Genomic DNA, 25,713 nt, shown 5'->3' with positions numbered 1-25,713 from the left:
CCAATTGTGCTTTTCACGCTTCTCTAAAGCCTAGTGCTTAGTGGCGATTAACCGTGCAGCGGTTTACCGGCCAGGGCCAATGCGGTTTCGCCGAGTGACTCGTTCTGGGTCGGGTGAGCGTGCACCAGCTGTGCGACGTCCTCCGGATAGGCTTCCCAATTCACGATCAATTGTGCCTCACCGATCTGCTCGCCCATCCGGGCGCCGATCATGTGGACGCCGACGATGGGGCCGTCTTTTTGGCGAACCATCTTCACCAGGCCACTGGTGCCGAGGATCGAGCTCTTGCCGTTGCCAGCCAAGTTGTATTCCTGAATCTGCACATTCTCCGCGCCGAATTTCTCTTCGGCGCCCTTCTGCGTCAGACCAACGGAAGCGATCTCGGGATCGCAGTAAGTGACCTTGGGGATATTCACGTCCTCGACGACTACCGGGTTCAGCCCGGCGATCTCCTCGGCGACGAAGATGCCCTGCTGGTAGCCGCGGTGCGCGAGCTGTAGACCGGGTACGATATCGCCGATCGCGTAGATATTGCCGACGCCGGTGTGCAAGCGCTGATTGGCCAGCACGAAGCCGCGATCCATCGGGATGCCGACCTCTTCGTAGCCCAGGTTAGCGGTGCTCGGGCCACGGCCCACCGCGACCAGCAGCACCTCGGCTTCGAAGGTCTTACCGTCGACCAAGGTGACCTTGACGCCGTCGTCGTTCTGCTCAGCGCTCTGGAAGAAAGTGCCGGTGGAGAAGTTGATGCCACGCTTCCGGAAGGAGCGTTCCAGGGTCTTGATGATGGTGGCGTCCTCATTCGGGACCAGGGAGGGCAGACCTTCGACGATGGTGACGTCCACCCCAAATGACTTCCAGACCGAGGCAAATTCGCAGCCGATCACGCCGCCGCCCAAGATGATGGCGCTCTTCGGGATGAAGTCGAGGTTCAGAGCTGCTTCGGAGGTGATGATGCGGCCGCCGATTTCGAGCCCCGGCAGGGTCTTGGAGAAGGAGCCGGAGGCCAGCACGATGTTCTTGCCGGTGTAAACAACACCATTCACAGTGACGGTGTTCTGCGAGGAGAGCTTGCCTTCGCCCTCGATCACGGTGATGCCCTTCTTGGACTTGATCAGTCCCTGCAGGCCCTTGTACTTTCCAGCGATGATTCCGTCTTTATAGGATTTGACGGTATTGATGTCGATGCCTTGCAACTCGACATTGACGCCGTATTTGGCGGAATCCCGAGCGTGATCCGCAAGCTCCGCCGAGTGCAGCAGTGCCTTGGTCGGGATGCAGCCGGTGTGCAAGCAAGTGCCGCCCAGCTTGTCCTTCTCCACCAAACCGACGGTGAAGCCCAGCTGGACCGCGCGCAGCGCAGTGGCGTAGCCGGCGCTACCGGCGCCAAGGATCAGAATGTCGAACTCTTGCTGAGCCGACTGTGCCGCATTTTCACTCACGTGAGCGCTCCCTCGCGTAGCGACTGCTGTCGATATTTGACCTATTTTTGATCTGAAAATTGTCGAATGCAGTCTTACTGAATACCTTCAGCATTTACCTTAGCGTCCGGCGCACTCTGTCTCCAGCCAGGGAGGCCTTGGAGGGTGTGGTTGTGTTACGACTCACGTGGTGATGTGATCCCTTCGCGCTCCCGGGAGGCCTAGCTCACAGCTGAGCTGTTTAACGCCGTTTAACGGAGAGTCCGGGGCCTTGGCTTGCGGCCAGTGCCCCGGACCCTCGATTTGGTGCTCGGTGATCTAGTGCTGAGCGATCTAGTGCCCGAGGCTTTCGATGTAGCTCAGCAGGGTGCGCACCGACATGCCGGTGCCGTTCTTCGGGGTATAACCGTAAGGAGCTGATTCGTTGAAGGACGGCCCAGCGATATCCAGGTGGGCCCACGGGATCTGTTCGCCGTTCTTGCCTTCGCCGACGAACTCGCGCAGGAAGACCGCAGCCGTCATCATGCCGCCCATCCGCTCACCGATATTGGCGAGGTCCGCGACGGGGGAGTCCAGGCTCGGACGCAGTTCCTCGGGCAGCGGCATCCGCCAGAATAGCTCGCCCGTCGCTGCGGCGGCGGCGGCGATTGCGGTGCTGACCGCTTCATCGCCCATCACCCCGGCGTAGCGGTTGCCCAGCGCGATCATCTGAGCTCCCGTCAGGGTGGCCACGTCGAGGATGACGTCGGGCTGTTCCGCTGATCCTGCTGCCAGGCCGTCCGCCATCACGAGTCGGCCTTCGGCGTCGGTGTTCAGTACCTCAACGGTTTTGCCGCCGAAGATAGTGATCACATCCGAAGGGCGTCCGGCAGTTCCGGAGGGCATATTCTCCGCAATGCACAACCACGCGGTGAGTTTCGTCGGCACGCCTAATTCGGCGGCCGCTACGGTCGCCGTCAGAATAGCTGCGGCACCGGCCATATCGCACTTCATCGTCATCATGCCGGTCGCCGGCTTGAGCGAAAGACCGCCGGAATCGAAGGTGATGCCCTTGCCGACCAGGGCCAGGTGCTTCTTGGCTCGGACCGGGGAGTACTCCAGCTTGACCAGCCGGGGCTGCCGCGAAGAGCCCTTGCCAACTCCGATGATGCCGCCGTAGCCATCCTTTTCCAGCCGCTTCTCATCCAGCACTGTGACCTTGATCGGCAGGCCTTTGCTAAGTTCTTTGGCTGCCTGGGCGAAGGTCTCCGGGTAAAGAAGATTCGGCGGCTCATTGACCAAGGTCCGAGTGGTATTGACGGCTTTTCCGACGGCGGTGGCGCGGTCTAGCACGGTCTTTGCCGCTTTGGCATTCACCGACGTCAGGACGCTGACCTTTTGAACCGCTGGTTTCACGGCTGTGGGATCACTGCGCCGGGCTTGGTAGCTGTAGCTGCCGAGAGCTGCTCCTTCGGCGATCGCGGCGAGTTCGGCCACCCCGGAAGCAGGCAAGGCGAGGGCGACGTGCTCCAGGCCGGCCAATTGACGGACCGCCGAGCCCGCTGCACGGCGCAGAGCCTCCAGGGCGGGAGCGCCGTCATCGAGCTTCCCGAGCCCGATCAGGACCAGGACACTGGCTTTCATCTTGGAAAGAGCGGGCAGCCTGCGTACTTCGTCAGCGGCACCGCTGACCCCGAGGATCTGCAGCGAATCGCTCAGCGCCACGGCTTCCTGCTCAGCCAGCGGATGCTCCAGCAGAACCGGTCCATCACTTCCCTGGGCGACGCCGATCACCAGGGCATCGCTCTCAAGCGTCCCTACGATCCCGGCTCTGGCACTCACTGAGTTGAGCGAAACGACACTGTTGGCAACCATGGAAGAGTTCCTCACTGCTGGGTTTGTGGTTACTTTTGATGGTAGTCGGTATCTGATGGACTCGTTCAAGTCGAGATGTTCGCTGCGGGAGAATTCGGCCTGTGCTCGGAATGATTTGAGCACTCGACTACGTTATGTAGGCAGCATAGTCGGCCGGCATCGCCATGATCCGGTCTGGGATGCGGTCATCGAAAGTATGGAGGAACCGGGATGAAAGACATTCAGTATCAGCCCTTTTTGGACCCGTCGACGCTGTACTCCACCAACGATGCGCTGCTTCATGACGCCGATCTGAAAGGACTGAACCTCTTGATGGGGTTCAGCGGCTTCGCCGACGCAGGTCAGGTGGTCAGCCAGATCAGTGATGAGTTGCTGGGCCAGCTGGAGGCCGAACCCGTGGCCTTCTTCGATATCGACCAATTGATCGATTACCGGTCCCGCCGCCCGCAGATCAGCTTCGTAGAAGATCATCTGACCGATTACCAGCAACCAAGGCTGGCGCTCTTCAAGCTTGTTGACGGTTTGGGGAAGCCCTTTCTTTACCTGACCGGAAACGAACCGGACCTGCAATGGGAGCGCTTCAGCGCTGCGGTGGTGGGCCTGGTGCGCAGGCTGGATGTGAATCTGGTGGCCTGGGTGCATTCGATTCCGATGCCGGTGCCGCATACCCGCCCGATCGGGGTCACCGTGCACGGTAACCGGCCCGATCTGATCGAGGGCATGTCCTCCTGGAAAGCCACCGTGCAGTTGCCCTCAGCGATCGGGCATCTGCTCGAGCTGCGGTTGGCCGAAGCCGGGCGGAATATTGCGGGTTATGCCATTCACGTGCCGCACTACCTCGCGGACGCCGAATATCCGCGGGCCGCTGTGGCTGCCTTGGAGTATCTGGGTGCCGCCGCCTCTTTGATGCTGCCGACGGACCGTTTGCGAGAATCCGGGCGTGAAATAGAGCAGCAGATAGCGGCTCAGGTGCAGGCCTCCGCTGAGGTGCAGACCGTGGTCAGCAAATTGGAGGAACAATACGACGAACGGCAGCAGAACGCCCCGGTGCGGTCTTTACTGGCGGGCGAAGGGGACCAGCTGCCGGACGCCGATGAACTCGGTGCAGCCATCGAGGCATATCTGGCGAATCAGGATCCCGAGCAGTAGTACTTCTGTACTTCAGCACCTCCCATACTTCGCGCTTGCCTCGCTGCGTCTCCAGGGAGCTTTTCCACATCGGGGATTTTCGGACGGCGGAGCGTGGCCGCTTTCTTCCACACTGGGAGGATGAACGGCTCAACACCCTTATCGATCACTAGTCCGGCCGATTTGCTGGCATACCTTCCCCATGCGCTGGGTTACTGGCCAGAGGACTCGCTGATGGCGCTGGGCTTGCGAGGGAAGGCCATTGGCCCCAGCCTGCGGGTCGATCTTCCGCAGCCTGGGGCCACCGCGGAGCAGTACACGGACTATGCGAATACAGTTCTCGACTGCATGCTGGCCGATTCGACTGCGGACTCCACGGTGCTGGCATTGTTCACCGGACGCGACTGGCAGCACACCGAAGACCCCGGGTTTGATCAATTGATTCGCTGCCTGAAGGACCTGTTCGGCAAAGCGGGCAGGCCAATCTGTCAGATCTGGTGGCTGGGCGCGAGCACGTGGCGGGACTATGAATGCCGAGATCAGAATTGCTGCTCTGCGGCCGGGCGTCTCTTGGAAGAGCTGAAAAGCAGCAGGCTGAGCGCCGAACTGGTTTTTCTGGGCAGCAGTTACGACTCCGATCTGGCCAGCGCGACCCGGCTGCCGACCGCTAGCCGCTCAGCGCGAGAAACTTGCTTCCGTGAATTCGAGCAGAGTCAGCAACGTTTTCGCACTGAAGACCCGGAACGGTTCACGGCCACAGCCGCGCTCACCGAATGGGAGTCGAAACTCCAGGAAATCATCACCTTTCAGGGCGAGACCGCTTTGAACCATCAGGTTTCCGGTGAAGAGCGCTTCTGGCTAGGACTGGGCAGCTTATTGGCTACGCTGCAAAGCCGTGGTTTGCGGGACGCCGTGCTGATGCTGGCACTCACCGGAAGACAGCGGGTGAGCGCTGAGGAAGCAGGACGTCTGCTGCTCGGTGATCGCTCGTTCAGCCCTCCTTGGCGGAGGCTGGACGCCTTGGCGCGCATGCTGCGCAGCATGACGGCGCTCCGGGAACCGCCGGATGTCCGAGGCGGGGTGCCGGGCGAGGCGCAGCAAGCTCTGAAGCTTTCCCTCGCCGCAGCGCTCAGCCTGCTGGGCTGGATTGAGTGGAGCCGGGGGAGAGGAAGCCGAGCCAATGCATATTTGCAATCGGCTTTACTGGAAGTGCCGGACTACCGGCTGGCTGGATTGCTCGGCCAAGTACTTTCCAGTGGGCTGTTGTGCCAATGGGCGCGTTCTCCCGCCACGGCGTGGCAACGGCCTGGGACTGCGGGCGGCAGCTGAAGCGCGGACTGCGTCGAGTTGCAGCTGATTCCAGAGGGTGTTCGATTCCAGCAGTCCAGAGGTTCCGTGAGACAATGTTCTAACGACCCGGTTGGGTCCGTGGAAAATTTGCAATCACCTGGGGTGCCATTGCTTGAATCCTTTGAGGAATCTGGGAACAAGCGGGGCGTTTCTGTAGTTATATTTCTAGAGACCCTTCAGGCCGTGATGGTGAATTTAACTGATCACGGACTTGACAGGGTCATAGTGGTGTTACGCGCAGGTGGCATCACAGCTAGCAGCAGAAAGGTATTCAGTGTCTCCAACCGCACGTAAGGCCAGCACAGCCACCGTGAGCGCTACCCCCGAAGAACCTGCCACAAAGCAGACCGCTACTCGCTCAGGTAGCACTCCCAAAGCTAAGGTCACTCCCGTGGTCAAGAAGGCGCCAGCTAAGGCTGCACCCGTAGAGACCGCTGAGGAGAAATTGACACCGGCTCAGAAACGAGCCGCCACAGCGGCTGCTAAAAAAGCAGCTTCTGCCGAATCCTCTGACGTAAAAGCTCCTCGAGGACGTAAGCCCAAAGCAGATCCGATCGCGGACGAAGCCGATGCCAAGGACGAGAGCGACCTCATAGAAGACCTCGACGAGTCCGACGATGCCATTGAACCTGCTCTGAGTGAGGTCGTCGAGGAAGCCGCAGAAGAGGCCACCGGCTCGGGTTTCGTCTATTCTGACGCCGACGACGATGACGCCCCTGTGCAGCAGGTGATGTCGGCAGGGGCCACCGCTGACCCGGTCAAGGATTACCTGAAGCAGATCGGTAAGGTGGCCTTGCTCAACGCCGAGCAGGAAGTCGATCTAGCGCTTCGGATCGAAGCTGGTCTCTATGCCGAGGAAAAACTCGCTGCCGATGACAGCAAGATTCCGGACAAGCTGAAGCGGGAGTACCAGTGGGTCATCCACGACGGCAAGCGGGCTAAGAACCACTTGCTCGAAGCCAACCTCCGCTTGGTGGTTTCCTTGGCGAAGCGCTATACCGGCCGTGGCATGCTGTTCCTGGACCTGATCCAGGAGGGTAACCTGGGCTTGATTCGTGCCGTCGAGAAGTTCGACTACACCAAGGGCTTCAAGTTCTCCACCTATGCAACCTGGTGGATCCGTCAGGCGATCACTCGAGCCATGGCCGATCAGGCTCGCACCATCCGTATTCCGGTGCACATGGTCGAGGTCATCAATAAGCTGGCTCGGGTGCAGCGTCAGATGCTTCAGGATCTGGGCCGGGAGCCAACTCCCGAGGAATTGGCGCTGGAACTCGACATGACCCCTGAGAAGGTCGTTGAGGTTCAAAAGTACGGTCGCGAGCCGATCTCCTTGCACACGCCGCTGGGCGAGGACGGCGATTCCGAATTCGGTGACCTGATCGAGGATTCGGAAGCGGTGGTTCCTGCCGATGCGGTGAGCTTCACTCTTCTCCAGGAGCAGCTCCACTCGGTGCTCGATACGCTTTCTGAGCGTGAGGCTGGCGTAGTCGCTATGCGGTTCGGCCTCACCGACGGGCAGCCGAAGACTTTAGATGAAATCGGCAAGGTCTACGGTGTGACGCGGGAGCGGATCCGTCAGATCGAATCGAAGACGATGTCCAAATTGCGTCATCCTTCGCGGTCTCAGGTGCTCCGGGACTACCTCGACTAAAATATTCGAGCATGAGTTCGTGCTTTGTTCTCGGGTTCGCCGGTCGTTACCGGCGAACCCGAGAACCGGGTAAGCATTAAAACGAAGGGCCGCACGCTGTAGCGTGCGGCCCTTCGTCGTGAAAAGCTTTAGTCGTCGACCAGGACCGGATCTTTTTCCAGGAGCCGGGAAGTCTCATCATGCCATTCAGAGGAAAGCGGCTTGAGCGTCGCTTCTACTGCGCGGGCGTGGTGCCCGCAGAACAGCAATTCGCCGCCGGAGGCTTCTAGGACAACCCGAACGTAGGCCTGCGCGCCACAGCGGTCGCATCGGTCCAGGGCATTGAGTTCACGACTGACGGTTGCGGTTGTCATGATCTTCCTCCTTCGTATCTTCGTGCGGTGCTATATATACATACAACCATTATTCGTTGCAAAACCGTCCCAAGCTGGCCTTTCTTTCGCTCTGCGCGTATTGCAATTTGATAACCGAATGGCGGCTAGCGAGTTCGCTTTCGGTGTTCCTCCCGAACCACGTTCGTTCCTCCCTCCCCACGCTTTCCCTGCCTTCGCAAGCTCAGGCAGGGGCCCTCAGCGTGTGGGCCCAGTTCCGGGGCCCTCGGAATGGGGCCATGCATCCGAGGGACCCGCGGCGAGGTACGAGCCGTAGGGAGGATGCGGGGATAGACTTGGGCGGTGGCTCAACAGAATTCTGACTACAACGCTCGGCACCTCTCTGTCCTCGAAGGCCTGGAAGCGGTGCGTAAGCGCCCGGGCATGTACATCGGCTCCACCGACTCTCGCGGCCTGATGCACTGCCTCTGGGAGATTATCGATAACTCAGTGGACGAAGCCTTGGCGGGATTCGGTCAGAGCATCAAGGTGATCCTGCACAAGGACCAATCCGTCGAGGTGCACGATGACGGCCGCGGCATCCCGGTCGATATCGAACCCAAGACCGGGCTGAGCGGCCTGGAAGTCGTGATGACCAAGCTGCACGCCGGTGGAAAGTTCGGCGGCTCCTCCTACGCGGCTTCGGGGGGCCTGCACGGCGTCGGCGCTTCGGTGGTCAACGCGCTCTCCTCGCGGCTCGACGTCCAAGTCGATCGCGGCGGGAAGACCTATCAGATGTGCTTCCGCCGTGGGGAACCCGGAACCTTCAAAGACACCGCTAAGACGCCGAGTCCGAACTCGGTCTTCGAACCTTTCGTCTCTAAATCAGTGCTCGAAGTCGTGGGTACCACGAAACGCGGCGTCACCGGCACCAGAACCCGCTATTGGGCGGACAGGCAGATCTTCACCGCGGATGCCAAGTTCTCCTACGACGATCTGGCGGCCAGGGCGCGGCAGACCTCCTTCCTGGTTCCCGGCCTCAAGATCACCATCAGGGACGAGCGCGGCCTCACCGGAACCCCCGGGGAGAACGGCCCCCACGAGGAGGTCTTCCACCATGACGGCGGCATCTCCGAATTCGTGGATTTCCTCTCCACGGACGCTGCGGTCACCGATATCTGGCGCTTGCACGGCACTTCCACCTTCAAGGAGACCGTGCCGATGCTCGACGCCAATGGCCAGATGGCGTCCACCGAAGTGCAACGAGACTGCGAGGTCGATATCGCCCTGCGCTGGGGGATCGGCTATGACACCACGATGCGCAGCTTCGTGAATATCATCGCCACGCCCAAGGGCGGCAGGCATCAAGAAGGTTTTGAGCAGTCATTGCTGAAGACCTTCCGTAAGGTGATCGAAGCGAATGCCCGCAAACTCAAAGCCGGTAACGACAAGATCGAGAAGGACGATGTGCTGGCCGGGCTGACCGCTGTCCTGACGGTGCGGCTCGCCGAACCTCAGTTCGAAGGTCAGACCAAGGAGATCCTCGGCACCCCGGCGGTGCGGGCGATCGTCGCCAAAGTGGTCGAGCAGGAGCTGACCGCCAAGCTGAACTCCTCTAATCGCAACGATAAGGCCCAGTCCGCACTGCTGCTGGAGAAGGTCGTCTCGGAGATGAAATCGCGGATTTCCGCCCGCGTTCACAAGGAGACGCAACGCCGCAAGAACGCTCTGGAAACCTCATCGTTGCCGGCCAAGCTTGCGGACTGCCGCTCTGACGACGTCGAACGCACCGAGCTGTTCATTGTGGAGGGCGATAGTGCGCTCGGCACCGCTCGCTTAGCGCGCTCCTCAGACTTCCAAGCGCTTTTGCCGATCCGGGGCAAAATCCTCAATGTTCAGAAGGCCTCGGTGGGCGATATGCTCTCCAACGCCGAATGCGCGGCACTGATCCAGGTGGTCGGTGCCGGTTCCGGACGTTCCTTCGATCTGGAAGCCGCTCGCTACGGCAAGGTCATTCTGATGACCGACGCCGACGTCGACGGCGCGCACATCCGGACCCTGCTGCTCACCTTGTTCTTCCGCTATATGCGGCCGATGATCGACGCCGGGCGGGTCTTCGCCGCCGTTCCACCACTGCATCGGGTGGAAGTGATCAACCCGGGTCAGAAGGCCAACGAGCTGATGTATACCTATTCCGAGCAGGAGTTAAAAACCCTGCTGGCCACCCTGGAGAAGACCGGGAAGCGCTATAAGGAACCCATCCAGCGCTATAAGGGTCTGGGAGAGATGGACGCCGATCAACTGGCGGAGACCACGATGGACCCACGGCACCGCACGCTCCGACGGGTGACGGCGGAGAACGCGGCCGATGCGGAACTCACGTTCGAGTTATTGATGGGTTCTGACGTCGCTCCGCGCAAGGAGTTCATCATCGCCGGAGCTTCGGATCTCGATCCTGAGCGGATCGACGCCTAGGCCTGCTCAGCTGATCGCTCAGCTGTCACCACCAGTTCTTTGCCCTGCTCGATGTCTTCACCGTGCCAGCCACCGAAGATCTTCGTCACGCTGAAACCAGCTGCCCTGAGATCCTCGGTGAGCCGCTGCGCAGTCCTGAAGATCAAAGTCGTGCTCTCGGTCTCTTGCGAGCCGTCCGAGAGAATCCGGTGTTCGGTGATGGTCACCAGACCGCGTTCGGCCACCCGGGATTCCAGCCAGGATTCCAACTCGGTGCCGTCCGAGAGCCGATACCGGTCCCGAGTGCTCTCCGGACTCCAGGATTCCCAGGCCTTGGCTTCTGGGTTTCTGGAGTCGAAGGCTATCCGGCCTCCCGGCAGCAGTGCACGACGGAGGTCTTGAAGGGTTTGCTGCCAGCCTGCTTCATCGCTGATGTGCTGCACAACGTGAGCGGTCAGCACGGCGGTATCGAAGCGTTCCCGATGGGGGATCTCCGCCGAGGTTCCGGTGATCCACTGAATATTCTCAGCCCCGGGCTTCCTGCGGGCTGCATCCAGGGCGCCGTCGTCCGGGTCGATGCCGGTGACCCGGTGGCCCGCCGCCGCGAGAGCCAGGGTGAGCCGTCCGGTGCCGCAGCCCAGATCGAGCACCCGGCTCCCGGGGGTCTGATTGACGAAGCTCAGAAAGAAATCGTCGTCAGCCGCCCAGACGTTTTCGGCGTCGTAAAGCTCGGCAAGTTGCTCTTTGGACATACTCATGGCCCTCAGTCTAGAGAACACCGGGATGAGTCGAGCCCGCGGGTTAAGAAACCGTCATGGAGAGCAAAGCGGGCACCACTAGAAGCGCGGTGGGTGCGGCGAGCAACAAGATGGAGACCACCAGGATGCTTGCCCGGGCAGCGAGGGATAGCGGAGGCTGTGGGTGGAGCAGTCGGTCGAGCCGTGCCGCGGTGGTGTCCTCAGGGGCTGTTTGGGGCGGACTAGGAGGCTCTGCTTCAGCGCCTCCCGCTGCCACCAGGGCGATGGAGCGGACCAGGGTTTCTTCTTCCACCACGCGGAGCGCGGCGTCATCAGCCAGCATCTCGATCAGCTCGTTGACCGCGCGCTGCGCCAATTTCGACGTCGGCAGCCAGGGCAGTGCGGATTTCCAGGCCGCGAAGGCCCAGAGCAACAGATGGTGGCGCTGCAATAAATGAGTATTCTCATGCGTCAGCACGGCGCGCAGTTCTTGAGGGGATAGCAGATCCAATAAACCATCGGAAAGCACCGTAACAGAGCGGGCTCCACCGGGAAGGCAGTAGGCCACCGGGGCGGCATGATTGATCACCACGGTGCCGGGACGTTCGGTGGGCGAGGACAGTAAGAGCAGTAATTCACGGTGCCGTTTGCGCTGCCGCGCGATCCGGAAATAGGTCAGGGCGAGGGTGAAGAGCAGATGGGCGCCGAGCAGTCCCGCCGCGCTCAGCGCAAAAGCATGCCAGAACAGTAAGCCCTCCACCGAGGCGTTGAAGAAGACGATACAAATCAGCCGATTAAGAGCCGAGAACAGATTGTCACCGAGCGGGGCAAGACCCCAGGTGAGCATGGCACCGATCATTGAAAGCCCGCCGGCGAGGCCGATAGCTTGCCAGAGGATCATCGCGGTGGCGGGGGAGCGCCGTGGCCAGCGAGACCGGGAGAGCACGATGGGGGCCGGCCAAGCCAGGACAATCGCGAGCGCGGCGAGCGCCCAGGCGGTGAAGGTCAGCGGGTCAGTGCCCATGAGGCCCGGCTTTAGCCCTGGCTACGGCCCAGGAGCTTACGCAGAGTGCTGGCTTCATCCGCTGAGACAGAGCCGATGAAGCGAGCTAGTACGGCCTCCCGATCAGGGGCGGAACCAAGCACTTCGTGCATCAGCTCCGCAGTGTGCTCTTCCCGTGTGGTGACCGAGCGATAGCGATGCGGACGGATATCCCGCTCCCGTTCCACCAGGCCTTTTTTCTCGAGCCGGGAGAGCACCGTGAGCACGGTGGTCACCGCGAGCTCCTTGCCCTGGGAAGCCTCGGAGTGGGAGAGCAGATCTCGCAATTCATTGGCGGTCAATGGTGATGGCTGTTGCCACAGCAGATCCATCACGGACCGCTCCAGATCACCAAGCGTTGCCATACCCATCCTTTAAGTTCACGAGAAATACACTTCCTGAGAATTCAAGGATAGCGCTTCATCGTAAGTTTCTACAATCCGTAGAAATCGTTCTACACTGTGTAGAAGAGTAGTTCTACACGACGTAGAAAAGTGAGATGATGGAAGCTCTCGATATCGCCCGCTGGCAATTCGGTATCACTACGGTTTATCACTTCCTGATGGTGCCACTGACCATTGGCCTCGGTCTGCTGGTCGCGGTGCTGCAGACCTGCTGGCTGCGCACCGGCAAGGCCGAGTACCTGCGAATGACCAAATTCTGGGGAAAGCTCTTCCTGATCAACTTCATTCTAGGGGTGGCCACCGGCATCGTTCAAGAGTTCCAATTCGGCCTGGCCTGGAGCGAATACAGCCGCTTCGTCGGCGATGTTTTCGGGGCTCCGCTGGCGATGGAAGCCCTGCTGGCTTTCTTCTTGGAGTCGACGTTCCTGGGGCTCTGGATCTTCGGCTGGAAGAGACTGCCGCAGAAGATCCACTTGGCCTGTCTCTGGATTGCGGTGCTCGGTTCGGTGGTCAGCGCTTACTTCATCCTGGTGGCGAACTCCTGGATGCAGCACCCGGTGGGCGTGCAAGTCGTCAATGGACGCCCTCAGATGGTCGATGCCTGGGCGGTTTTCACCAATAACACCGCCCTGGTGGCTTTTCCGCACACCATCTTCGGCGCGCTTGCCGTCGCGGGCGGGTTCTTGCTCGGTATCTCCTGGTACCACTTGTGGAAGCGCCGTCAGCTCGGCATCGACACAGTGGATCAGAAAAAGCGGGTGGTGGTCGGCGAATCCAGTGAATATCCCGGGCGCGATAAAACCGATCACCAGGTCTGGCTGCGCGGCCTGCGGATCGGTGCGGTGGTCGCTATGGTCGCCTTCGCCGGTACCGCGATCAGCGGCGATATGCAGGGGAAGCTGATGTTCGAACAGCAGCCGATGAAAATGGCGGCTGCGGAGGCCGCATGCCAGAACGGCACCAGCTTCTCGGTGCTCTCCTTCGGCGACGTCGCCAGCACCAACTGCAAGGACGTCGTCGCGGTGATCGAGATCCCCGGCCTGCTCTCCTTTCTGGCGCACGGGGATTTCACCACTGACGTGAAAGGGGTCAACTCTTTGATCCCGGAATACCAGGCGAAGTACGGCAGCACGCTGCCCGATCATCCGAGCTACGGCGACCGTGCCGGAAAGCCCATCCAGTACGTTCCGGTGATGGCGGTGACCTACTGGGGGTTCCGGATGATGATCGGCTTCGGCGGGCTGGCCGCGGCTGCCGCTTTGGTGGCTTTACTGATCACCCGCAAAGGCACCGTGCCTTCCTCGAAATGGCTGATGCGGCTCGCGGTCTTCGGCATTCTGGCTCCTTTCGGTGCTAACTCGGCGGGCTGGATCTTCACCGAACTCGGCAGACAGCCCTTCGTGGTGGCACCGAACCCGCAGATGGACGGGATAGACCCGGTCTTCATGTTCACCGCGGCCGCTGTCTCGCCGGGAGTGAGCGCGGGGGAGCTGATCTTCTCACTGATCGCCTTTGCCGTGGTCTACGCCGTCTTACTCGTGGTCGAAGTGATCTTGCTGGTGAAATACGTTCGCGGTGGCGTGCTTTCCGCGATGCCCGAACTGGCCGAGAAACCAGAATCGGATCAACCGAAGAAGGATGACGACGATGTGCTCGCCTTTGCTTATTGAGTTCGACAAAGCGGTTGCTGACGGATACCCCTGCCCACCGAATCAACTGTTTGAGTGGGCAGGGACGGCTCACTCCATTGAAACCGAGGATCCAGTGGGCTCTGATACCGAGGAGGAGAGCTAATGGACGCATTGCCCACCGTATGGTTCGTGCTCATCGCGGTGCTCTGGATCGGGTATCTCTTCTTGGAGGGATTCGACCTCGGCGTCGGCATGCTGATGAAACTCTTCGCCAGGGAGAATCGCGAGCGTCGAGTGTTGCTGAACACCGTGGGGCCGGTGTGGGACGGCAACGAAGTGTGGCTTATCACCGCGATCGGTGCCACTTTCGCGGCTTTTCCGCACTGGTATGCCGCGCTGCTCTCGGCGCTCTACCTGCCGATGATCCTGGTGCTGCTCGGACTGATCTTCCGGGCCGTCGGCTTCGAATACCGGGGCAAGGTCAGTTCTGAGCGCTGGCGAAGCTGCTGGGATTGGGCGATCTTCGCTGGCTCCTTGGTCGCTGCCTTCGGCGTCGGCGTCGCCCTGGTGATGACCACCACGGGGCTGCCATTGAACGCCAATGGGGACCGGGTGGGTGGTGCCTTTGCCTGGTTCAACGGCTACGCGCTCTTGGGCGGCACGGCCGTTGTGCTGTTCTGCCTGATCCAGGCACTCGCTTTCCTGGCTTTGAAAACCGATGGCACGGTGCGCACCCGGGCCCGTAGACTCTTCGCCCGCTGGGCTCCGCCGGCCCTCTTGCCCCTGCTGGCCTGGGCTGTAGTTGTTGAACTGGGATCAGCTAAGCCTTTGGGCTGGCTGCTCCTGCTGCTCGCCGGGCTTGCGGCCAGTGCCGCCATCCTCTGGGCCAGAAGAGGGCGTGAAGGCTGGAGCTTCCTCTTCCTAGGAGTCTTCCTGCTCGCGGTGATGAGCAGCATCTTCTACAACCTGTACCCCAGGGTGCTGCCGTCAACGCTCGGGGAGAGCTTCGACCTGACGGTGCAGAATGCTTCTTCCTCGGCTTATACCCTGGGTCTGATGAGCGTGATCGCCTGCTTCGGAGTGCCGCTCGTGCTGGCTTATCAGGGGTGGACGTACTGGGTCTTCCGGAAACGGATCAGCACGGCGAGCATACCCGGATGAACCTGACCTCCAGAGCAGAAGTTCCACCGAACCCAACCAGCAGAACCCAGAGGATGAAGCCCCTGGGCATCGCGCTCCCGGCGAAGTCCCTGCCCGGTTTATACCTGCTAGGCCTGCTGGGGGCGGCGAGGGCCGTCTGCATGGTGGCCTTCGCGGATGGGCTAGCCCAGGCCTCGGTCGCCGTCTTCATCAGGCAGGACGCCGCGGGCTGGATCGCGCTCGCCGCGCTGGCAGCAGTGCTGCGATCGCTACTGGTCTGGGCTACCCAGGTGCTGGCCCAACGCAGTGCGCTCGGTGCCAAGGAAACGCTCCGGGCCGCGTTGCTACGCCGGTGGATGGTGGATGGCACCGCGGACAGCAGCTCAGCGGTACTCGCTACTCGTGGGTTGGATGCACTCGATGGCTACTATACGCAGTTCCTGCCGTCCCTGATGAGTGCCGCTACCGTGCCCTTGATCATTGGGATCCGAATTGCGAGCGCAGACTGGGTCAGCGCCCTGATCGTGGTGCTAACGGTTCCGCTCATCCCGCTTTTCATGGCCTTGATCGGCTGGCACACGCAGGGCAAGGTCAGCGAAGCCTCAGGAGCGTTGCTCAGGCTCTCACAGCATCTGGCTGAACTGGCACGCGGCTTGCCGGTGTTGATCGGGCTGGGCAGATCCGCGGCGCAACGTGCCGCACTGCGCGAACTCGGCGAAGAATACCGGCGCAGCACCATGCTGACCCTGCGTACCGCTTTTCTTTCCGCCCTGGCCCTCGAACTGATCGCCACCCTCTCCGTCGCGGTGGTCGCCGTCTTCATCGGGGTACGCCTGGTCTACGGGCAGCTGGGCTTGGAAACCGGGCTCTTAGTGCTGATCCTGGTGGCCGACTGCTATCTGCCGCTGCGAGAGGTGGGCAATGCCTTCCACGCGAGCGACGACGGCCGCGAGGCGATGCGCCGGGCACACCAGGTGCTGGACCGGCCGCAGCGACGCAGTCTGATCCAAGGGGCCGAACCGGTCGAGGAACTGCGACCGGAACATCAGCAGGAAGCCCTCAGGCAGAAAGAAGTCTCCAGCTCCCGGATTCGTGTCTGCGGGCTGAGCGTATGGTTCCCTGCTCGGACAGAGCGGGTGATCTCGGATCTCAGCTTCGAGATTGAGAAGAATTCGCTCTGCGCTGTTTCCGGCCCCAGCGGCTGCGGAAAATCAACCCTCTTAGCGGTGCTGGCAGGTCAACTCAGCCACCCAGCTGAATTACCTTCGCCAGCGCAGCCAGCCGGTCCGAACAACCCGGATCAGCTGGAACTCAGCGGAATCGTGCAAGGGATCGACCCGGAACGACTGGCCTGGCTGCCTCAGGAACCACGGAGCACGGAGGCTACGGTACTGGCTGAATTGCAATTATGGGGTGCTGACCGGATCAGTCACTTGCTTGAAGCGGTCGGACTGGCCGGAAGGGAGGAACAGCACCCAGCGACCTTGAGCCCAGGTCAGTTTCGCAGGCTCGCGCTGGCCCGAGTGCTGGCCAGGGTGGAACAGGGAGCACAAGTGCTGCTGGTGGATGAACCGACCGCGCATGTGGATCGTGACTCCGCCCGTCTCATCGAGGATGCGCTGCTCAGCCTTCGCGGCCACACCACGGTGGTGATGGTCAGTCATGACCCAGAGTTGCTCGCCTTAGCTGACCAGCGGATAGTGCTGGGAGCCGGTCGATGAGATTGCTCTTCAGTTTGCTTCAGCCTTGGAAACCGGTCTTCATCCGTTCAGTGCTCTTTGGTGCGCTGGCCGGTGCGGGTTCTTTAGCGCTCAGTGCTCTGTCCGGCTGGTTGATCGTTCGGGCGAGTCAGCACCCTCCGGTGCTCTACTTGCTGGTGGCGATGGTAGGGGTGAGGTTTTTCGGTCTCTTACGCGCGGTCAGCCGGTACCTGGAGCGTTTGGCCTCGCACAGCGAAGCCTTCGCCGCAGCTAACCGACTCCGACTGAAACTGTGGGACGGGCTGACCAGCAGCCTGCCCCGGCGTCGTGAACTGCAACGCGGCGATCAGGTGCTGTCCACGCTGATCGGAAAGGTCGACGCGCTTCGCGATCTCTTGCCCCGCGTGGTTCTGGTTCCGCTCAGTTTACTGCTCACGGCCACCGGTGTCCTGCTGACCACGGTGCTTATTCTGCCGCAGGCCTGGTTGCTGCAACTGGCTGTGCTGTTGGTGGCCCTGCTGATCGGCCCGGGGCTCGCACTGCTCGCCGACCAACGATCAGCGAGCATAGAACAGAGCCAGCGAGAAGCAATGCTCAGCAGGCTCACCGTAGTGCTGGCGGCGTCAGCAGAACTTCGGGGCAACCGGGTGGAGAATGCTCCGCTGCATCAACTCGAAGAGGATGATCGTCGGGCGACCAAAACGGCTTCCAGAAGCGTCTGGGCCCAGGGCTCGGGAGTTGCCCTCCTGACCGCAGCTGCGGGTTTGGGGGCCCTGGGGGTCCTCGCCGTCGGCGCTCCTGCCGTCTCATCAGGGCAGCTACCCGCAGAAGCCTTGATGGCGCTCGTGCTGCTGCAATTGGGGCTGGTGGATGTTTTCAGCCCGCTCAATCAGGCTGCCATCGGCCTTCCCGCCGCGCTGAAAGCACTGCGTGAGTTCAGTGCCCAGAGCGAAGTGGCCGAGATCGTCGAATTACCGTCCGCCCCCTCGGGAGTGGCGATCCGGGCTGATCGGCTGAGCTTCGGCTGGGCCGGGCGGACAGTGGTCGAAGAACTCTCGCTGAATGTCCCACAGGGCAGTTGGCTCACCGTCACCGGCCCCAGTGGTTCCGGGAAGTCCACCTTCCTGGCCGTGCTGATGGGTTATCTCGAGCCCTCTTCCGGCCGCTGTGAAGTGACCGGGAGGATCGCTTGGTGCCCGCAGGAGGCTCATCTCTTCGGCTCAACTGTGAGGGGCAATCTCGCTTTGGCCAGGGACCGGGAAGATTCACCGACTGAAGAGGAACTGCTGGCAGCACTGCGCCGAGTGGGGCTCGGGCCTTTGTTGGAGGAACTTCCCGACGGGCTGGAGACCAGAATCGGGGCCGCAGGTGGTCAGCTCTCGGGCGGCCAGCGGCAGCGGCTCGCAGTAGCGCGGGCCCTGCTGACCAGAGCGGAGATCGTGCTGCTCGACGAGCCGACGGCTCATCTGGACCAGGCAGGGGCTGCTGAGTTGATGGCTGATCTGCACACCGCGCTGAGCGGGCGAACCGTGGTGTTGGTGAGCCATCGGGAACAGGATCGCGTTGCTGCCGAGCTGCTCCTTGAACTCGACGCCAGATCCACTGCCCTCGGAGGCTTAAAAACCACAACGATAGGCTGAGGTCATGAGCTATCCGTTGACTACCCTGGAACAAAATCGCTTCGGATTGACCTTTCGTCCGATCACCCTCGACGACGTTGACGAGTGGTACGCCCTAGTGCTCCGGATCGCCGAGGCAGAGAAACCTATCTGGCACGATCAGCGCGAGGACCTGCGCAATGTGTTTGAGTCCAGCAAGAATGACCCGCGCTTCAACTCAGTGATCGGTTTTGACCAGACCGGGACTGCCCGGGCCTATGGCAGGGTGACGAAGAACCGTGAGGGCGAGAAGGCTTACCTCTTTGGTGGCGTTGATCCAAGCTGGCAACGGCGTGGGGTGGGAAGCACGGTATTGCAATGGCAGCAGGCACAGGCGGTCCGCAGATTTGAAGAGGATCAGCAAGCTCCGGCAGTGCTGAGAAAGTTTGTCGATCAGGACAACGCGGCTGAGCTCGCGTTGAGCGACTCGGCTGGTTTTTCAGTGGTGCGTTACTTCGCAGAGATGCGACGACCGCTTTCGGAGGAGATACCGGCAATTCGGCTTGCCGCAGGACTGCAGATTGAAACTTTTAGCCCCGAACTCTCCGAACGGGTCCGTCTGGCGCATAACGAGGCTTTTGCCGACCACTGGGGATCAGAGCCGCGCGACCAGGAAGCCTGGGGGTTCCTGCTCGGGCATCCGCACTTCAGAGCGGACTGGAGCACGGTGGTGATTGACAGTGCCAGCGGGGAAGTGGCGGGCTACCAAATCGCTAACTACGACCCGGAAGTGCTTGAAACGCACCGCCGGGCAGAGGGATACACCGAACTGCTCGGCGTCCGACGGGCCTATCGTGGCCGGGGAATCGCTGCCGCGTTATTGGCCGATGCCATGCAGCGCTTCGTCGCATCGGGGATGAAGTGGGCGGCTCTCGATGTCGATACCGAGAATCCCAGTGGCGCTTACGGACTCTACGAGAAGCTGGGATACCGGCCTTATAACCGTTCGATGGCCTACGATAAAGTGCTCTGAGCGCTTGACTCAGCCGTCGACGTCATGCAGGTGATGCACCACATCGTGCAAGAAGTACCCGGAGAGGGTTTCCACGGTGAAGAGCGAGCCGTTGCTCCGTCTTCCGGTGCGCTGCCATTGCTCAGGATGAACCGTGGCGAAATTCGCCGCTATTTCCTGGCCTGCGGCGAGCAACTCAGCGCTCACTCGTTCCGGGTCCTGATGCGGATAATCGGCGTCTCTCGCGCTTTGATCCTGATCCCAGTTCTCAAAAAGCGGGTCGTTTTGTTGCAGCATCAGGCTCAGCCGCTGGTCAAAGATGATGAAGACATCTCGCACATGACAGGCGTATTCCAGATCTGACCAGCGTTGCTGATCGGATCGTTCAGCGGCCTCTGGGCGGCGCAATACTGCTCGCCAGCGGGGCAATAGCTCGGGCAGGCTGCTCGCCGCCGTCGCCGGGGTGACGCTGCCCGCTTCGAAACCACATTCTGGACAGGGGCGTTGCAGGACCCAGGTCCAGTCTTTCTCGTCCGGAATGATCGTCATAAAGGTAGTCTAGGCACAGTCCTACTGATCGCAGGAGCCATCCGATGCCTTATCTTTTTCTCGCCTTGGCGATCGCGAGCGAGATCGTTGCCACTTCGCTGCTCAAAGTCTCCGAGGGCTTTTCCCGATTCTGGCCTTCGGTGGGTGTGGTCCTCGGCTATGGAGTCTCGTTTTATGCACTGAGCTTGGCGCTCAAGAACGTGCCGGTGAGTACCGCTTATGCCATTTGGTCCGGCGTTGGCACCGCGGTGATCGCGGTGATCGGCTTCTGGTTCTTCAAGGAACCGCTGTCCCTGACGAAGATTATCGGCATCACCCTGATCGTGGCCGGAGTGGTAGCCCTGAATCTGGAGGGCGGTCACTAATCCCTCCCCACCTCAACCAGCCGTCCCATTGAATGTTGAAGAAGTTGCAGATGTGGCCGATTTCTCTGCACATCCGCATCACCTATAACACTCAGTGGGATAGCTGGATATGAAAGGGTGGGTTTTAGGGGGTTGGCTCGCTCAGCGAGGGGCCGATCGCCTCGATCGATTGGGTCAGCGGTATCCCGGAGCCATCACGACGGCCGTGTTCCACCGGCAAAGCCCTGGAGACCCCTGCACTCGAGGCGGCCTTGGCCGGCCCGTGACCCGCCCAACTCAGCAGCAGCACATCCTCGCCCTTCAGGAAACGATGCGCCCTGACTCCGCCAGTGGCTCGGCCCTTCGCCGGGTACTCCGAGAAATCACTCACCTTGGCGGATCCCGTCGAGGTGCCCGGGAGCGCCCCGGAGGTGCTCGCGATGGTGACCACGACGGCGTTCGGGTCTCCGGATGCCACCACGCTGAAGCTCGACACGGAATCTCCGGCGCCGAGTTTAATGCCGGCCATCCCACCCGCGGTGCGACCCTGTGGGCGTACCGCCGAGCCCGGGAAACGGAGCAGCTGGGCTTGAGTGGTGATGAAGACCAGTTCGTCGGAGTCCTCGGCGGGGGCGGCACCAATCACCAAATCGCGATCCTTGAGCGAGATGACCTCCCAGTCCTCGCGGTTCAGCGGATACTCAGGGCTGACCCGCTTGACCACGCCCTGAGCGGTCCCCAGGGCGATCACCTTGTCGAGCGGGACGAAGGTCACCAGGGATTCGCCCTTGAGCAACGTGACGAATTCTTTGGCGGGCACTCCGCCGGCCAGATTCGGCACCCCACCGGAAGGGGCGAGCGCCGGCATGTCAACGACTTGAAGTCGCAGCATCCGGCCGGCCGAGGTGATCGCGCCCACCTCGCCGCGCGCGGTGGCGGCGATCACGGCCCGGAAAACATCGTGCTTGGTTCGGGAACCGCTTTCCTGAAGGGGCTCCTGGCCGGTGGTGCGGGCGATCTGTCCGGAGGCGCTCAGCAGCACCCAGCAGGGGTCATCGGGGACCTCCAGAGCCAGCGGTGCGGCTTTGCCATTGGGCGCAGCCAGGGCCTTGACGGCATTGGCTGTGCTGGCTGAGATCGCCTCGGATTCCAGCAGCACGGTGCGGCGCGGGGTGGCATATTTGGCCGCGATCTCGCCCAGCTCACTGGAGACCAGTTCACGGAGCACCTGTTCCGAACCGAGGATCCGCTCCAGCTCGGCAATCGCCTGGTGCAGCTCTTCCTGCTCTTTCTCCAGCTCGATCCGGGAGAACCTGGTCAATTGGCGCAGCTGTAGGTCGAGGATGTACCGCGCCTGAATCTCGCTCAGATCGTAGATCGCGATCAATCGCTCGCGAGCCGCCGCGGCGTCGTCCGAGGACCTGATGATCTGAATGACCTCGTCGATATCGACGATGGCGATCAGCATGCCCTCGACCAGGTGCAAGCGGTCTTTCTTCTTGCCGAGTCTGAAAACGGTGCGGCGGCGCACCACGTCGATCCGGTGGCTGACGTAGACCCGGAGCAGTTCGAGCAGCCCCAGGGTCTGCGGCTGGCCGTCCACCAGGGTGACGTTGTTGATGCCGAAGGAATCCTCCATCGGCGAGAACTTATAGAGCTGCTGCAGGATCGCCTGCGGATTGAAGCCGTTCTTCAGCTCGATCACCAGGCGCAGCCCATGGTTCCGGTCGGTCAGGTCAACGATGTCGGAGATGCCCTGTAGCTTCTTCGAATTGACGGCATCCTTGATCTTCTCGATCACCTTCTCCGGCCCCACGGTATAGGGCAATTCGGTGACCACCAGGCCGGTGCGGCGCGCGGTGAGCTGCTCGACGTCGACCTTGGCTCGGGTCTTGAAGGAACCCCTGCCGGTCTCATACGCTTCCCGGATGCCGCTCAGCCCGACGATCCGCCCGCCGGTGGGCAGATCGGGGCCCGGCACGAAGCGCATCAGATCATCGAGAGTCGCCTCGGGATGTGCGATCAGGTGCCGGGCGGCGGCGATCACTTCGCCCAGGTTATGCGGTGCCATATTGGTGGCCATACCCACCGCGATCCCGGTGGCGCCGTTCACCAGCAGGTTCGGGAACGCCGCAGGCAGCACCTCGGGCTGGGTCAGCTGATTATCGTAGTTCGGGACGAAATCCACCACGTCTTCATCGAGGTGATCGGTCAGCGTGAGCGCCGCAGCAGCCAACCTGGCCTCGGTGTAGCGGGGCGCTGCCGGGCCGTCGTCGAGCGAACCGAAGTTACCGTGCCCGTCGATCAAGGGCAGTCGCAGCGAGAAGTCCTGGGCCATTCGAACCATGGCGTCGTAAATCGCGGCGTCGCCGTGCGGGTGCAGCTTTCCCATCACTTCGCCGACCACGCGAGCGCTCTTCACATGGCCGCGATCCGGGCGCAGACCCATTTCGCTCATCATGTAGAGGATGCGACGCTGCACGGGCTTCAGCCCGTCGCGGGCGTCAGGGAGTGCCCGTGAATAAATTACCGAGTAGGCATATTCAAGAAAGGAACCTTCCATTTCGCGCGAGACATCGATATCGATGATGTTCTCGGTGAAAGTCTCTTCCGGTGGCGTGCGCCTGGCCATTGCTGCATTGTCCTTAAAAGTTCTGATGTTAAAACCTGCGACCCCTCGTTGAGAGGTATCAGTAGAGTTGAGTCTATGGTGATTCAAGCCGAGGAAGACGGATATCCGCACCATTGGGAAGCCGATGTCGTGCTCAGGGACGGTGCGACGGCGCATCTGCGCCCCATCGCTGCCTCGGACGCCGATGCCGTGCAGTCCTTTCACCAGGGTCAGTCGGAGCAATCGATCTACCTCAGGTTCTTCACTTATCGTTCCACGTTGACCGAAAAGGAACTCCGTCGCTTCACCCAGGTTGACTATCGCAACCGGGTGGCTTTTGTGATCACGGTGGCCGGGGCGATCATCGGCATCGGCCGCTACGACCGGCTGGCCGACCCCAAACTCGCCGAGGTCGCTTTCAATATCTCCGACGCCCATCAGGGCAGGGGGCTGGGGTCCATTTTGCTTGAGCACCTGGCCGCTGCCGCTCGGGAGAACGGGGTGAGCCGGTTCACCGCCGAAGTGCTGCCGGAGAATCGGAAAATGCTCACCGTCTTCGCCGAGGCCGGGTACGAAGTGAGCCGGCATTTCGACGACGGCGTGGTGAGCCTGAGCTTCGATATCGACCCCACCGAGCGTTCGCTCGAAGTGATGGCCTCGAGGGAGCACCGCGCTGAGGCGCGGAGCATCGAGGGCCTGCTCTCGCCGTCGTCGATCGCGGTGATTGGCAGCGGTAGACTCGCCGAGCAACTGCTCGATCATCTGCGCAGCGGCGGCTATCGTGGCGCGATTGCTCGCGATCTCGCGCAGCCCGTCGACCTGGCGGTGATCGCGGTGCCCAAAGCTGAGGTCTCCGCGGTGATCGCGGAATGCGGCCGGGCCGGCGTCAAAGGCGTCGTGGTGCTCACCAGTGGCTTCGCCGATGACGGCGATACCGGTCTGGCCCTGCAAAGAGAACTCGTACTGCAAGCCCGGGAACAGGGGATGCGACTGATCGGCCCGGCGTCGCTGGGTGTGGTCAATACCAAGATCTCGTTGAACGCCTCGCTGGCCGCAGGAATGCCGGCCCGGGGCAACCTTGGCCTGTTCAGCCAGTCGGCGGCCATCGGGGTGTCGCTGTACACCGCGACAGCCCGTCGCGGACTCGGGGTTTCCACCGCGGTCTCCGCGGGCAGCCGGGCGGACATCTCGGGCAATGATCTCTTGCAGTACTGGGAGGACGACGCCGATACCGCGGTCTGCGCGATGTACTTCGAATCGATCGGCAACCCGCGGAAGTTCTCCCGTCTGGCCCGTCGTTTGGCGCGCAGCAAGCCGGTGATCGTGGCTAAATCTGACACCCTGGGCTTGCAGTTACCGCCAGGGCACGCGGTGCGCACCACCCAGGCGCCCGCGGGCGCGCTCGATGCGATGCTCAGGCAAGCCGGGACCATCAGGGTGAAAAACATCGACGAACTCGCCAATATCGCTCAGATCACGGTCAGTCAGGCACTGCCCGCCGGTCGTGGACTGAGTGTTTTCAGTAATTCCCTGGCGCTCGCCAGGGTGGTTGCTGACGCCGCAGCGCAGACAGGGCTGATCGTGGTGGAGACGGTGGCGGACCTGGCGCATCAGGAAGAACCCGCGGAGGCGCTGAGCAGCTTACGTGAACGCCTGCTCAGCACTTTGCACCGCAGCGATGTGCACTCGGTGATCGCCACCTTGATGCCGGTCCGCGGACTGGACCTTGAAGCGCTCGGGGTGGACAGCGTTGCCGAAGTACTCGCTCAATGCGCGCGGGAAACCGGGAAACCGGTGATCGCCGCGTTCAGCGGAATCCTCGACCCCACGATCACCGTAGAGGGACTGATGAAAACCGCTCACGGGGAACTGCCTTCCTTCTCGGGACCGGGCAGCGCGATCAGTGCCCTAGCGGCTGTGGTGCGTTATGCGGAATGGCTGCGTCGTGATCAGGGAACCTTCGATCCGCCGGAGAGCATCGATCCGGAGGCCGCCCACGACTTCTTAGAGAGGCTGCTGGAGCACGTAGAAGGCGCCGAATTGAAGACTCTCGATGCCTCGCAGGCTCAGCAACTGCTGAGCTACTACGGTATTTCGGTGCTGCCTTCGGCAACCTTCAGATCGGATCGGGAGGCTGTGGCCGCGGCTGGCCGACTCGGCTGGCCGGTGGCCCTGAAATCCTTCGACCCGGCACTCCGGCACCGCTTGGATCTGGGCGGGGTTCGGCTGAACATCCCGGATGCGGCAACCCTGAAACGTGAGATTGCTCAGATGCGTCAATCCTTGAAAGCCGTGGGCAGCAGCGAACTGGAAGTGCAGAGCATGGCGCCGCTGGGGCAGGCCTGCATCCTGAGGGCGATTGAGGATCCGCTGCTGGGACCCGTGGTTTCCTTCGGGATGGCGGGGGACGCCGTCAACCTCCTCGATGATTGGGCGCACCGGGTACCGCCGCTATCGACCAGCGATGTCGCTGAACTGGTGCGGGCACCACGAGCTGCCGCGAAGCTGTTCGGTTATCAGGGGCTTCCGGCGGTCAAGATCGCTGCTTTGGAAGAACTGGTGTCACGGCTGGCTGTTTTGAAGGACGAGCATCCTGAGATCGCGCTGATCGAATTCAACCCGGTGCTCGCCGGAGCTGAGGGCTGCACCGTGCTCTCCGTCACGGTGCAGTTAGGAAATGCCGCGCAGCGCACCGATAGCGCTCGGCGGGCGCTGGCTTAGCGGTCTTCAAGTGACCAGGGTTAGGCAGCGGGGCGGGTTTCTGGAAAAATAG

General features: G+C 61.6%; 19 protein-coding genes. 11 read left to right on the top strand and 8 right to left on the bottom strand.

Features of this window, described 5'->3' with window-relative positions:
• Window positions 1-47 precede the first annotated feature (47 nt).
• Both lpdA and ABDK06_RS10760 read right to left on the bottom strand, forming a co-directional pair.
• Window positions 48-1,442, bottom strand: coding sequence for a dihydrolipoyl dehydrogenase (gene lpdA / locus ABDK06_RS10765; protein ID WP_394941021.1), 1,395 nt, complete (start codon window positions 1,440-1,442; stop codon window positions 48-50).
• Window positions 1,443-1,754: 312 nt separating this feature from the next.
• Entirely contained in the window at window positions 1,755-3,275 is a 1,521-nt protein-coding gene (locus ABDK06_RS10760; RefSeq protein WP_394941020.1) for a leucyl aminopeptidase, read from the bottom strand.
• A gap of 210 nt (window positions 3,276-3,485) precedes the next feature.
• Here ABDK06_RS10760 and ABDK06_RS10755 point away from each other — a divergent pair, with 210 nt between their 5' ends.
• The 3 genes from ABDK06_RS10755 to ABDK06_RS10745 all read left to right on the top strand — a co-directional run bounded on the left by ABDK06_RS10755 (window position 3,486) and on the right by ABDK06_RS10745 (window position 7,407).
• Window positions 3,486-4,424, top strand: a complete 939-nt coding sequence (locus ABDK06_RS10755) for a proteasome assembly chaperone family protein (RefSeq protein WP_394941019.1) — start codon at window positions 3,486-3,488, stop codon at window positions 4,422-4,424.
• Between the two features lie 120 nt (window positions 4,425-4,544).
• Entirely contained in the window at window positions 4,545-5,732 is a 1,188-nt protein-coding gene (locus tag ABDK06_RS10750) for a DUF4192 domain-containing protein (protein WP_394941018.1), read from the top strand.
• Between the two features lie 295 nt (window positions 5,733-6,027).
• Window positions 6,028-7,407 carry an RNA polymerase sigma factor gene (locus ABDK06_RS10745; protein WP_394941017.1) on the top strand — a complete coding sequence of 460 codons (1,380 nt, stop codon included), beginning with the start codon at window positions 6,028-6,030 and terminating at the stop codon, window positions 7,405-7,407.
• A 128-nt stretch (window positions 7,408-7,535) separates the two neighbouring features.
• On the opposite strand, the gene ABDK06_RS10740 is transcribed toward ABDK06_RS10745, so the two are convergent.
• Window positions 7,536-7,760 carry a DUF7455 domain-containing protein gene (locus ABDK06_RS10740; protein WP_394941016.1) on the bottom strand — a complete coding sequence of 75 codons (225 nt, stop codon included), beginning with the start codon at window positions 7,758-7,760 and terminating at the stop codon, window positions 7,536-7,538.
• Between the two features lie 321 nt (window positions 7,761-8,081).
• Between ABDK06_RS10740 and ABDK06_RS10735 the strand changes: the two genes are divergently transcribed.
• Window positions 8,082-10,193, top strand: a complete 2,112-nt coding sequence (locus ABDK06_RS10735; protein ID WP_394941015.1) for a DNA gyrase/topoisomerase IV subunit B — start codon at window positions 8,082-8,084, stop codon at window positions 10,191-10,193.
• On the opposite strand, the gene ABDK06_RS10730 is transcribed toward ABDK06_RS10735, so the two are convergent.
• The 3 genes from ABDK06_RS10730 to ABDK06_RS10720 are packed head-to-tail and all read right to left on the bottom strand — an operon-like array spanning window position 10,190 to window position 12,316.
• Window positions 10,190-10,930 carry a class I SAM-dependent methyltransferase gene (locus tag ABDK06_RS10730; protein ID WP_394941014.1) on the bottom strand — a complete coding sequence of 247 codons (741 nt, stop codon included), beginning with the start codon at window positions 10,928-10,930 and terminating at the stop codon, window positions 10,190-10,192. The genes ABDK06_RS10735 and ABDK06_RS10730 overlap by 4 nt on opposite strands.
• A 43-nt stretch (window positions 10,931-10,973) precedes the next feature.
• The gene (locus tag ABDK06_RS10725; RefSeq protein ID WP_394941314.1) at window positions 10,974-11,918 is read right to left on the bottom strand and encodes a M56 family metallopeptidase; all 945 of its coding nucleotides are present in this window, start codon (window positions 11,916-11,918) and stop codon (window positions 10,974-10,976) included.
• Between the two features lie 26 nt (window positions 11,919-11,944).
• The gene (locus tag ABDK06_RS10720; protein WP_394941013.1) at window positions 11,945-12,316 is read right to left on the bottom strand and encodes a BlaI/MecI/CopY family transcriptional regulator; all 372 of its coding nucleotides are present in this window, start codon (window positions 12,314-12,316) and stop codon (window positions 11,945-11,947) included.
• A 137-nt stretch (window positions 12,317-12,453) separates the two neighbouring features.
• Between ABDK06_RS10720 and ABDK06_RS10715 the strand changes: the two genes are divergently transcribed.
• The 5 genes from ABDK06_RS10715 (at window position 12,454) to ABDK06_RS10695 (ending at window position 19,457) form a co-directional block, all read left to right on the top strand.
• Window positions 12,454-14,025 (top strand): cytochrome ubiquinol oxidase subunit I, encoded by a 1,572-nt coding sequence (locus ABDK06_RS10715; protein WP_394941312.1) that lies wholly within the window; start codon window positions 12,454-12,456, stop codon window positions 14,023-14,025.
• Between the two features lie 123 nt (window positions 14,026-14,148).
• Complete coding sequence (gene cydB, locus ABDK06_RS10710) at window positions 14,149-15,147, top strand: cytochrome d ubiquinol oxidase subunit II (RefSeq protein WP_394941012.1); 999 nt, start codon at window positions 14,149-14,151, stop codon at window positions 15,145-15,147.
• A gap of 53 nt (window positions 15,148-15,200) precedes the next feature.
• Window positions 15,201-16,847 (top strand): thiol reductant ABC exporter subunit CydD, encoded by a 1,647-nt coding sequence (gene cydD / locus ABDK06_RS10705; RefSeq protein WP_394941011.1) that lies wholly within the window; start codon window positions 15,201-15,203, stop codon window positions 16,845-16,847.
• Window positions 16,844-18,466, top strand: coding sequence for a thiol reductant ABC exporter subunit CydC (cydC, locus tag ABDK06_RS10700; RefSeq protein ID WP_394941010.1), 1,623 nt, complete (start codon window positions 16,844-16,846; stop codon window positions 18,464-18,466). The genes cydD and cydC overlap by 4 nt, the downstream gene beginning before the upstream one ends.
• Window positions 18,467-18,470: 4 nt before the next feature.
• Window positions 18,471-19,457: a GNAT family N-acetyltransferase gene (locus tag ABDK06_RS10695; RefSeq protein ID WP_394941009.1), complete on the top strand. Its 987-nt coding sequence runs from the start codon at window positions 18,471-18,473 to the stop codon at window positions 19,455-19,457.
• A gap of 9 nt (window positions 19,458-19,466) precedes the next feature.
• Here the strand turns inward: ABDK06_RS10695 and ABDK06_RS10690 are convergent, their stop codons facing one another.
• Entirely contained in the window at window positions 19,467-19,985 is a 519-nt protein-coding gene (locus ABDK06_RS10690) for a DinB family protein (RefSeq protein ID WP_394941008.1), read from the bottom strand.
• 44 nt (window positions 19,986-20,029) lie between these two features.
• On the opposite strand from ABDK06_RS10690, the gene ABDK06_RS10685 reads away from it, so the two are divergent.
• On the top strand, window positions 20,030-20,350 hold the full coding sequence (locus ABDK06_RS10685) for a DMT family transporter (protein WP_394941007.1): 321 nt from the start codon (window positions 20,030-20,032) through the stop codon (window positions 20,348-20,350).
• Window positions 20,351-20,474: 124 nt separating this feature from the next.
• Here the strand turns inward: ABDK06_RS10685 and ABDK06_RS10680 are convergent, their stop codons facing one another.
• Complete coding sequence (locus ABDK06_RS10680) at window positions 20,475-22,961, bottom strand: DNA gyrase/topoisomerase IV subunit A (RefSeq protein WP_394941006.1); 2,487 nt, start codon at window positions 22,959-22,961, stop codon at window positions 20,475-20,477.
• A gap of 75 nt (window positions 22,962-23,036) precedes the next feature.
• Between ABDK06_RS10680 and ABDK06_RS10675 the strand changes: the two genes are divergently transcribed.
• The gene (locus ABDK06_RS10675) at window positions 23,037-25,661 is read left to right on the top strand and encodes a bifunctional acetate--CoA ligase family protein/GNAT family N-acetyltransferase (protein WP_394941005.1); all 2,625 of its coding nucleotides are present in this window, start codon (window positions 23,037-23,039) and stop codon (window positions 25,659-25,661) included.
• Window positions 25,662-25,713: the final 52 nt, after the last annotated feature.

It is taken from the genome of Psychromicrobium ferritrahens, assembly GCF_043789415.1.
GTDB lineage: Bacteria > Actinomycetota > Actinomycetes > Actinomycetales > Micrococcaceae > Renibacterium.
Note: the sequence above shows the minus strand (reverse complement) of the source record. Positions and strands in the feature narration are given on the sequence as shown.

Coding starts and splice junctions, on each gene's coding strand:
- ABDK06_RS10760 (WP_394941020.1), bottom strand. CDS start 3,275: ATGGTTGCCAACAGTGTCGTTTCGCTCAACTCAGTGAGTGCCAGAGCC.
- ABDK06_RS10755 (WP_394941019.1), top strand. CDS start 3,486: ATGAAAGACATTCAGTATCAGCCCTTTTTGGACCCGTCGACGCTGTAC.
- ABDK06_RS10750 (WP_394941018.1), top strand. CDS start 4,545: ATGAACGGCTCAACACCCTTATCGATCACTAGTCCGGCCGATTTGCTG.
- ABDK06_RS10740 (WP_394941016.1), bottom strand. CDS start 7,760: ATGACAACCGCAACCGTCAGTCGTGAACTCAATGCCCTGGACCGATGC.
- ABDK06_RS10730 (WP_394941014.1), bottom strand. CDS start 10,930: ATGAGTATGTCCAAAGAGCAACTTGCCGAGCTTTACGACGCCGAAAAC.
- ABDK06_RS10720 (WP_394941013.1), bottom strand. CDS start 12,316: ATGGCAACGCTTGGTGATCTGGAGCGGTCCGTGATGGATCTGCTGTGG.
- ABDK06_RS10715 (WP_394941312.1), top strand. CDS start 12,454: ATGGAAGCTCTCGATATCGCCCGCTGGCAATTCGGTATCACTACGGTT.
- cydB (WP_394941012.1), top strand. CDS start 14,149: ATGGACGCATTGCCCACCGTATGGTTCGTGCTCATCGCGGTGCTCTGG.
- cydD (WP_394941011.1), top strand. CDS start 15,201: ATGAAGCCCCTGGGCATCGCGCTCCCGGCGAAGTCCCTGCCCGGTTTA.
- cydC (WP_394941010.1), top strand. CDS start 16,844: ATGAGATTGCTCTTCAGTTTGCTTCAGCCTTGGAAACCGGTCTTCATC.
- ABDK06_RS10695 (WP_394941009.1), top strand. CDS start 18,471: ATGAGCTATCCGTTGACTACCCTGGAACAAAATCGCTTCGGATTGACC.
- ABDK06_RS10690 (WP_394941008.1), bottom strand. CDS start 19,985: ATGACGATCATTCCGGACGAGAAAGACTGGACCTGGGTCCTGCAACGC.
- ABDK06_RS10685 (WP_394941007.1), top strand. CDS start 20,030: ATGCCTTATCTTTTTCTCGCCTTGGCGATCGCGAGCGAGATCGTTGCC.
- ABDK06_RS10680 (WP_394941006.1), bottom strand. CDS start 22,961: ATGGCCAGGCGCACGCCACCGGAAGAGACTTTCACCGAGAACATCATC.
- ABDK06_RS10675 (WP_394941005.1), top strand. CDS start 23,037: ATGGTGATTCAAGCCGAGGAAGACGGATATCCGCACCATTGGGAAGCC.